This is a genomic window from Phenylobacterium aquaticum, assembly GCF_947378715.1.
GTDB lineage: Bacteria > Pseudomonadota > Alphaproteobacteria > Caulobacterales > Caulobacteraceae > Phenylobacterium > Phenylobacterium aquaticum_A.
Genome location: NZ_CANCLE010000156.1, coordinates 1 through 8988, shown reverse-complemented (window position 1 = coordinate 8988; position 8988 = coordinate 1). Strand labels below are relative to the sequence as shown.

The following is an 8988-nucleotide window of genomic DNA, read 5'->3' as shown; positions in this document are numbered from 1 at the left end:
CCGCAAGCTTGTCGGCGACCAGCGCGCTCAGCTTCTCCAGCGGCGTCCCCTCCCCTGGCGCGGCGGCGGCCGCAGCCATGCCGGCGGCGGAGGGCCAGGCGAGCACGCCGATGAACGGCTTGTCCTGGCCGGCGATCACCGCGTCCTGCAGATAGGGGGTCGCGGCGGCGACGACGTCGGGCCGCAGGGTGCCGACCGACACCCAGGTGCCGCTGTCCAGCTTGAAGTCCTCGGTGACCCGGCCGTCGAACACCAGGCCCTCATTGGGATCGTCGGGATTCAGGAACTTGGCGGCGTCGCCCAGCTTGTAGAAGCCTTCCTCGTCAAAGGCTTCTGCGGTCTTGGTCGGATCGTTGTGATAGCCGGTGGTGACGGTCGGGCCCTTGACCCGCACCTCCAGCTTGCCACCGTTGGGCACGAGCTTGAGGGTGATCCCAGGCAGCGGCAGGCCGACCAGGCCGACCCGCTCGGTCGCCCAGTGGACCACGGTGATGCCTTGGGTCTCTGTCGCGCCATACATGGTGGTCAGCGGCATGCGGTGGCCGGTCTCGGCGATGGCCAGCGCTTGCATGCGGTCATAGATGTCGTTGGACAGGGTCGCGCCGCCATAGCCCATATATTTCAGGTTCTTGAAGAAGGAGGCGCGCAGGATCGGGTCCTTCTCCATGGCCTCGGCCAGCATGGCGAAGGCGATCGGCGCCGAGCCGAACACCGCCGGCGAGACGTCATAGAGGTTCTTGATCGTGGTCTCGAACATGCCGGGGATCGGCTTGCCCTCGTCCAGATAGAGCGAGCCCCCGCCCCAGAGGACGCCGTTGAAGCTGATATTGCCGGCCGAGATATGGCTCCAGGGCATCCACTCCAGCGACTGGGTGACCTCGCCCTCCTCCGGCCATTCGGTGCGCAGCCCCTCCTGGCCGGCGATCACCCCGGCCATCATGCCATGGGTCTGGGGTACGCCCTTGGGCATGCCGGTCGAGCCGGAGGTGAACAGGTACTTGGCGACGTGGTCATGGCCCAGCCGGGCGCGGGAGGCTTCCACCGCCGGCATCGGCTTGACGCTCATCAGCTCGGTGAAGTCGGTCATCCCCTCGCCGGCATGGTCGGAGACCACGAAGATCAGAGTGGGGTCCAGCGCGCGCAGGGTTTCGAAGGCGCGGGCGAACATCGCCCCATCCTGGGCGTAGATCACCTTGGGCCGCACGGTGGCGAAGCAGTGCTTCAGCTTGGCGTGGTCGGTGGAGATCAGGCTGTAGGCCGGGCTGATCGGAGCGATCGGCACGCCGGCCGTATAGCTGCCCAGCATCAGGAGGCCGTGGTCCAGGCCGTTGCCGGACAGCACCATGACACTGTCGCGGGCGGTCAGCCCCTGGTCGATCAGCCATTGGGCGATGGAGTCGGCGGCCTGCTTGGCCTGGCCATAGGTCACCCCGCGCCAGGGTCCGTGCCCCGGCTCGCGCTGATGCAGATAGGGCCGGTCCGGGTGGGCGGCGGCGCGGTCGGCGAGCAGCTGGGCGATGGAGCGCGGCCCCTCGGCGGGCGCGTGCTTTGAGGTCACCAGGATCGAGCCATCGGCCCGATGCTCCACCGTCACCGACGGCGGCTTCTGGGCAAGCGGCTTGAAGGGCGGGGCGGCGACGCGCACGGCGGCCTGATCGTCCGCGGGGGTCATGGTGTCTCTCCTCCGGCGGGCCCCTCTGACGGGAGCCCTGTGATTTGCCGAAGGATGACCGCCCTTACCCTAGGTTTGGCAAGCCGGACAGTGACACCCGGCCGTCACAGGGCCTTGAGCCAGGGGATCAGCAGGGCGTTCACCTCGGCGGGCCGCTCCTGCTGGGTCCAGTGGCCGCAGCCGTCCAGCACCTCGGCGACCTGCAGGTGCGGGACCTGCAGCCGCATCAACTCGATCGGATCAGCCCCGCCCAGCATGTTGAAGGCCAGGTCCCGATTGCCGGCGATGAACAGCGCCGGCTGCTCGATCTTGCGATCCTTGAACTGCTGCTGCCAGTCGAAGTCCAGGTCGTGATTGCGGTAGCGATTGATCGGGCCGCGGAAGCCCGACGCCGTGAATTCGTCGACATAGTAGTCGAGGTCGGCGGCGGTCAGCCAGGCGGGGAACGGGTCGGGATCGACCAGCCCCTCCAGCAACTTGGCGTCGGCGGTCTTGTTGTTGGGCCAGGTCCCGTCCGGCGCGTCTCCGGAAATGGCGTAGTAGAACTTGCGAAGGAAATCGCGGGGATTGGCCTCCAGCTCGGCTTCCGCCACTCCCTCCTTCTGAAAATAGGCCTGGTAGAAGAAGCGGTTCTTGGCGGTGAACAGCGCGTCGAACACCTCGCGGAATGACCGTGTCCCGACCCCCAGATGCGGCACCGACAGGGCGCCCACGGCGCGGAACTTGTCTGGCCGGGTGAGCGCCGTGTTCCAGACGATCGGCGCGCCCCAGTCGTGGCCGAGCAGGATCGCGGGCTGGCCCGGCTGCAGGGCGTCGGCGACGCCGACCAGGTCATTGGCCATGTGGGCGAGGGAATAGGCGTCCACCGGATGCGGCTTGTCGGAGCCGCCATAGCCCCGCACGTCGATGGCGCAGGCGGTGAAGCCGGCCTCGGCCACCGGCCCGATCTGATGGCGCCAGCTGTACCAGCTCTCGGGGAACCCATGGACCATGATGACCAGCGGCCCCTGCCCCTGGATCACGGCGCGCAGCTTCAGCTCGCCGGCGTCGATCATCGAAAATTCGGTCATGCGTCCTCCGTCGCGGCCCATGCTGGGTCGCCGGCCGGCGCTTCGCAAGTATGTCCTAGAGGAAGGCGCCCTTGCCGCTGGTCACTTCCGAATAGCGGTGGACGCGAACCGACTGCACCAGGCCCCAGCCGATCATCACCGTCATCATCACGGTCCCGCCATAGGAGAGCAGCGGCATCGGCACGCCGACCACGGGGGCCAGGCCCATGACCATGGCCCCATTGATCAGCACATAGAGAGCGAAGGTCGCCGTCGTCCCCGCCGCCGCCAGCCGCCCGAAGTGCGAGTGGGCCACAGAAGCCGTCCGCAGCGCCATGAAGATCAGCGCCCCATAGAGGAACAGCACCGAGGCGCAGCCGATGAACCCGAATTCCTCGGCGAGCGTCGCGAAGATGAAGTCGGTCTGCTTTTCCGGCAGGAAGTTCAGCTGGCTCTGGGAGCCGAGGCCATAGCCCTTGCCCAGGAGGCCGCCCGAGCCGAGCGCGATCTTGGACTGCAGGATGTGATAGCCGGAGCCCGAGGGATCGTTCTCCGGGCTCAGGAAGGTGAAGATGCGTTTGCGCTGATAGTCGTGCAGCACGAACATCACCGCCGGCGGGATGGCCACGGCAGCGGCCAGCACGCCCGCAGCGATCACCCGCCAGGACAGCCCCGCCAGCACGACCACCGCCAGGCCGGTCGCAGCGATCAATATGGCGGTGCCCAGGTCTGGCTGGTGGGCCACCAACAGCACCGGCGCCCCGATCATCACCGCCGGGATCAGCAGCCACCAGGAGAACTTGGCGTCCTCGGCCGAGATGCCGTGATAGAAACGGGCCAGGGCCAGCACGATCCCCAGCTTCATGATCTCCGAGGGCTGAAAGCTGCCCAGCGGCCCGAAGGACAGCCAGCGCTGGGCGCCCAGGCGGACGTCGCCCACCACCGCCACGGCCACCAGCAGGATCATGCCCAGCCAGTAGATCGGGTAGGCGAGCGCGAACCAGACCCGCAGGTCGATCATCGCCAGGACCACCATCATCACGAAGAACAAGCCGAACTTGAACAGGTGCGAGGCGGCCCAGGGCTGCCAGTTGGAGCCCGCGATCGAAAACATCATCAGGGCTCCGGCCCCGGCGATCAGGCACAGGACCAGGCAGAACAGCCAGTCGATCTCGGCGAACTTGACGATCAGCCGGTCGCGTTCGCCCGGCCGCGTGAGGGCGGAGACGGTCATGTGGGGGTTCCAGGCGGCGCCGGGGTCGGATCCGGCGGCGCGGCGCCGTCGGTCACGACATCGGGGATGTCAGGCATGGGGGTGGGCTTCTCGATCCGGGCGCGGATCTCCGGATCCTTCAGCAGGGCGACCCGCATGATCTCCCGCGCCCGGGGCGCGGCGGCGGCGGCGCCGAAGCCGCCATGCTCGACCAGCACGCTGAGCGCGTAGCGCGGATCATCATAGGGCGCGAAGGCCACGAACCAGGCGTGGTCCTTGCGGTCCCAGGCCAGGCTCTTGCTGGTCCGCTCGCCCTCGCGATAGGTGTGGGCCTGGGCGGTGCCGGTCTTGCCGGCCATCTTGACGTCGCCGAGCCCCAGCTGGGCCGTGGCTGCGGCGGTGCCTTCGGAGGTCACGGCCGCCATGGCGTTGCGCACGAATTGCAGATGCTCGCGGTTGACCGGCAGATCGCCCGCCGCGTCGCCGGCCGGCTGCAGCACGCCGCCGATGGAGCGCACCAGCCTGGGCCGTAACGCTTTCTCGGCATTGGCCAAGCGCGCGACCATGACGCACAGCTGCAGAGCGTTGACGTTCACATAGCCCTGGCCGATCCCCATGCTGGGGGTCTCGCCCGGGTGCCAGGCCGGATCCTTCTTGAAGGCGCGGCGCTTATAGGCCCGGTCCGGGATCAGGCCCGGCTTCTGGCCGGAAATGCCGATGTCGAAGGTCTCGCCCAGGCCGAACTTGCGGGCCGTGGCTGCGATCAGGTCCGGCCCGATCTTCAGCGCCGTCTGATAGAAGAAGATGTCGCACGAGGTGACGATGGCCTGGTGCATGTCCACGGTGCCGTGCGACTTGTCGCAGTGCCAGATACGGCCGCCATAGGGCCAGGCGCCGCCGCAATAGCAGGTCTGGGCCGGATCGACGCCGGCCTCCAGGGCCGCCAGCGCGACCATGGTCTTGAAGGTCGAGCCCGGCGGATAGGTGGCGGTCAGCGCCTTGTTGAACAGCGGCTTGCGCTCATAGTCGGACAGGGCCCGGTACTCGGCCCCGGACAGGCCCCGGACGAAGCTGTTGGCGTCGAAGCTCGGCGCGGAGACCAGGCACAGCACGTCGCCGGTCCGGCAATCCATCATCACGGCCGCGCCGCTCTCCTCGCCGAACACCTCCAGAGCGCGGGTCTGGATGTCGGCGTCGAGGGACAGCTGGATCTGCTTGCCGGGCACGGCGGCGATATCGCCGCCTGAATCCTGGCGGACCTCATGGCCCTTGGCGTCGACCTCGACCTTCTGGGCGCCAGGACGGCCGCGCAGGTCCAGGTCGAAGGCCTTTTCCACCCCCTGGCGACCGATGCGGAAGCCGGGGTGCAGCATGATCGGCTCTGCATTGGGGCCGGTCGGCGTCATGTCCTCGCGGTTGACCTTGGCCACATAGCCGATGACGTGGGCGAAGGCGCCACCGTGCGGATAGACCCGCACCTCGCCCATGTCGGCGGTGACGCCGGGCAGTTCCGGGGCGCGGACATTGATCGCCGAGAACTGCTCCCAGGTCATGTCCTCCATGACCGAGACCGGCACCCGCTTGGGCGCGCGGTCGATGTCGCGGATCAGCCGCGCCTGGCGGGCGTCGTCCAGGGGCACGAAATTGGCGAGGCTCTTCAGGATCGTCGCGGGATCATTGTCCTCCTCGCGCGCCACGAGCAGGCGGAAGTTCGGCCGGTTGGTGGCCAGGACCACGCCCGTGCGGTCGACGATCAGGCCGCGCGGCGGCGGGACAAGCCGGTAGTTGAACTGGTTGGACGCCGAGAGCTTCTGGTAGCGCTGGGCCTCGACCAGCTGCAGGTGGGCCAGCTGGCCGCCGAGGGCCGCGAGCCCGATCCCCGCCAGACCGCCCATCAGGAAGGTGCGGCGGTGGAAGACCCCCTGCTTCTCGTTCACCTCGGTGAAGAAGATGGATGGTTCGCTCATGACCTCAGGGCCTTCATGGCCGCACGCGCCTTACCGGAAACGGACATCAGCATCCTCGAACCGGTCAATCAGGCGGTGAGCGAACGGATAGAGCAGGATTGTGGCGAGGAATTGCCAGAACACAGCCACCAGGCTCGGTGAAGCCTGGGCGTCGAGCCGGGTGAACAGGAAGCCGGCCAGTTCGGCGATGGCGCAGGCCACGGCGAACCACGCCCACATCATCGGCCGGCTCTGCCCCACCAGCATGTTGCGCATGATCAGCACCGTTCCATAGGCGACCAGCAGGGACAGCGACCACAGGCCGACCGGCGACCCCCAGAAGATGTCCGTGAAGGCGCCGATGAACAGCAAGGCGAAGGGCGCGATGATCGAGGGCCGGATCACCGCCCAGGCGAAGGCCGGGATCATGGCGAACACCGGCTCGGGCAATTGCAGGCCGAACACCCGCATGGGCGCGCCGAACAGCAGGGTGAGGATCACGCATTGAAGGCTGGTCAGCCCAAGCCAGCGCCAGGGGTCCAGCGGGCGGGCGGCCGAAAGGCTCAATGCGGGATCTCCGCATCGACGGGCGCGGGCGGCGCGGCGATCGGCGCCTGGGCGACCGGTGCGGCGCCGGGGGTGACGGGCTTGCGCGCCGGGGCCGGCCGGGTCGTCGCCAGCCTTGGTCCTGTCGCGGCCGGCTTGGTCCCGGAGGAGGCGATGGCCGGCTTCGGCGAGGGCGAGGGCGGCTTGGCGACCAAGGCGGCGGGCTTGACCGTCGGAGCGGGCGTCGCGGGCGGCGGCGCGGCAGGGGGCGGATTGACCAGACCAATGCTCGCCGAGCCCGAGGATGGGGGCGGCGTGGTCATCTGGTCCAGCTCCTTGGCGTTGGCCAGCTGGGAGAAGTCCTGGAACAGCAGGATGCGGACGAAGTCGATCGGGGCGGAGTCGGAGGCCAGCACCACGCGCCAGCGGCCGTCCAGGCCCTTGACCGCCGTGCCGACCGGCAGGCCGCGCGGCAGCACGCCGCCGTCGCCCGAGGTCAGGACCCGGTCGCCGTCCTTCACCGGGTTCTGCCCGCGCAGATAGTCGAGCTTGGGATTGGGGCCGCCGTCTCCGGTCAATATGGCCCGGGCATTGGTGCGGTCGATCATCACCGGAGTGCGCGAGGCGACGTCGGTCAGCAGCAGGATCCGGCTGGCGCCGGTGGTGACGCCGATGATCCGGCCGACCAGGCCGTTCTCGCTCATCACCGGATTGCCGGCCTTCACGCCCTTTTCCTTGCCGGCGTTGGCCAGGCGCGTGTTGGCGAACGGGCCTCGGCTGTCCGTCACCGTGCGGGCGGCGACCATCGGGATCGGTGGCTCGGTCTTCAGGCCCAGCAGGGTCTTGTAGCGTTCATTGGTGTCGCGCAGGGCGATGGCGACATCGCGCCATTGCCGGGCTTCCTTCAAATCGGCCTTGAGCCGGCGGTTCTCGGAAACGGCGAAGAAATAGCCGCGCAGGTTCTCCAGGCCCACTCCGCCCCAGCGTCCCGGCGCGGCGATCGCGCCGCTGACCGGCACGGCGACGGCGTCGCCGACCTGGCGGGTCACCCCATAGGCCTCGGTCTGGAAGGTTTCGCGGCGATCGGAAAGCAGCAGGGCCACGGCCACGACGACGGCCACAAGCAGGGCGACCGCGGCGGTCAGCGCCAGCGGGACCTTGAGCTCACCGAACGGACTGTCTCGAAGCGCCACCTAGTTGCTCGTCTCCAGAAAGACGCCCCCCGCGTCTCGCCGGTGCTCAATAGCAAGTTCTACGCCAGGGTGGACTCAAGAACGCCCTTCATCCACTTGGGATGTTCGAGCACCTTGCCGCAGCCCAGCGCCACGCAGGACAGCGGGTCGTCGGCCACGGTCACCGGCAGGCCGGTGTGGTCGCGAATCTCGGCGTCCAGGCCGCGCAGCAGAGCGCCGCCGCCGGTCAACATGATGCCCTTGTCAGCGATGTCGGAGGCCAGTTCCGGCGGCGTGGCTTCGAGCGCCATCTTCACCGCCTCGACGATCTGGCCGACCGGTTCGGACAGCGAGTCCGAGGCCTGCTTCTCGCTGATGCGCACTTCGCGCGGCACGCCCTGCATCAGGTCGCGGCCCTTGACCTCGATCGACAGGCCTTCGCCGTCGGCCGGCGCCCGGGCGGTGCCGATTTCCTTCTTGATCCGCTCGGCGGTGGTCTCGCCGACCAGCAGATTATGATTGCGGCGCATGTAGCTGATGATCGCCTCGTCCATCTTGTCGCCGCCGACCCGCACGGAGCGCGAATAGACGATGCCCGACAGGGACAGTACGGCCACCTCGGTGGTGCCGCCGCCAATGTCGACGACCATGGAGCCGGTCGGCTCGTGGATGGGCAGGCCCGCGCCGATGGCTGCGGCCATGGGCTCGTCGATCAGGCCCACGCGACGGCCCCCGGCGTTCAGGCAGCTGTCATTGATCGCGCGGCGTTCCACGGCGGTGGCGCCAGACGGCACGCACACGATCACCTTGGGATTCACGAAGCCCTTGCGGTTGTGAACCTTGCGAATGAAGTACTTGATCATCTCCTCGGCGACTTCGAAGTCGGCGATGACCCCGTCGCGCATGGGGCGGATGGCTTCCATGTGGCCGGGCGTGCGGCCCAGCATCTGCTTGGCCTCTATACCCACGGCGTGGACAACCTTGCGTCCGCCGACGTTGCGCAGCGCCACAACCGAGGGTTCATTCAGCACGATGCCCTTGCCCTTCATGTAGATGAGGGTGTTGGCGGTGCCGAGGTCGATGGCGATGTCGTTGGAGATGGCGCCGAAAAGCGAAGAGATCATGGAAGGCCTTGATGAGGTGCAGACGCGCTGTGAAGCGGGTGAGGGCGACTTGGGGTGAGGTCGAAAAGGGCAGATCGGGCCGGGAAACCCATGCAATCGAGCCGACGCAATGCGCTCGCGTGACTCTCATAGATTGAAGGGCGACCGGACGGGTCCCTGTGCACCGCTAACGGTCAGATTTCAAGGAGATAATAGAGCCGTGAGCTTGATCTCGGCAATGTGATTCCCCGGGACAGGGAGTCACGGCGGCGAGTCTTCGCCCGGGC

Annotated in this window: 7 protein-coding genes; all 7 read right to left on the bottom strand. The window is 68.0% G+C overall.

Annotation, left to right across the window (positions count from 1 at the left end):
- On the bottom strand, nucleotides 1-1672 hold a 1672-nt coding region (locus Q7P21_RS16840), incomplete at its 3' end, for an AMP-binding protein (RefSeq protein ID WP_304178019.1).
- A 104-nt stretch (nucleotides 1673-1776) separates the two neighbouring features.
- Nucleotides 1777-2742 (bottom strand): alpha/beta fold hydrolase, encoded by a 966-nt coding sequence (locus tag Q7P21_RS16835; RefSeq protein ID WP_304178016.1) that lies wholly within the window; start codon nucleotides 2740-2742, stop codon nucleotides 1777-1779.
- Between the two features lie 55 nt (nucleotides 2743-2797).
- Nucleotides 2798-3955 (bottom strand): rod shape-determining protein RodA, encoded by a 1158-nt coding sequence (gene rodA, locus Q7P21_RS16830; RefSeq protein WP_304170868.1) that lies wholly within the window; start codon nucleotides 3953-3955, stop codon nucleotides 2798-2800.
- Nucleotides 3952-5901, bottom strand: coding sequence for a penicillin-binding protein 2 (gene mrdA / locus Q7P21_RS16825; RefSeq protein WP_304170867.1), 1950 nt, complete (start codon nucleotides 5899-5901; stop codon nucleotides 3952-3954). The genes rodA and mrdA overlap by 4 nt, the downstream gene beginning before the upstream one ends.
- 30 nt (nucleotides 5902-5931) lie before the next feature.
- Nucleotides 5932-6447: a hypothetical protein gene (locus tag Q7P21_RS16820; protein ID WP_304170865.1), complete on the bottom strand. Its 516-nt coding sequence runs from the start codon at nucleotides 6445-6447 to the stop codon at nucleotides 5932-5934.
- Complete coding sequence (mreC, locus tag Q7P21_RS16815; RefSeq protein WP_304178014.1) at nucleotides 6444-7619, bottom strand: rod shape-determining protein MreC; 1176 nt, start codon at nucleotides 7617-7619, stop codon at nucleotides 6444-6446. The genes Q7P21_RS16820 and mreC overlap by 4 nt, the downstream gene beginning before the upstream one ends.
- A gap of 59 nt (nucleotides 7620-7678) precedes the next feature.
- Entirely contained in the window at nucleotides 7679-8722 is a 1044-nt protein-coding gene (locus Q7P21_RS16810; protein WP_304178012.1) for a rod shape-determining protein, read from the bottom strand.
- Between the last annotated feature and the right edge of the window lie 266 nt (nucleotides 8723-8988).

Excerpts from the sequence above, each read along its gene's own strand:
- Q7P21_RS16835 (WP_304178016.1), bottom strand. The coding sequence starts at position 2,742 with ATGACCGAATTTTCGATGATCGACGCCGGCGAGCTGAAGCTGCGCGCC.
- rodA (WP_304170868.1), bottom strand. The coding sequence starts at position 3,955 with ATGACCGTCTCCGCCCTCACGCGGCCGGGCGAACGCGACCGGCTGATC.
- mrdA (WP_304170867.1), bottom strand. The coding sequence starts at position 5,901 with ATGAGCGAACCATCCATCTTCTTCACCGAGGTGAACGAGAAGCAGGGG.
- Q7P21_RS16810 (WP_304178012.1), bottom strand. The coding sequence starts at position 8,722 with ATGATCTCTTCGCTTTTCGGCGCCATCTCCAACGACATCGCCATCGAC.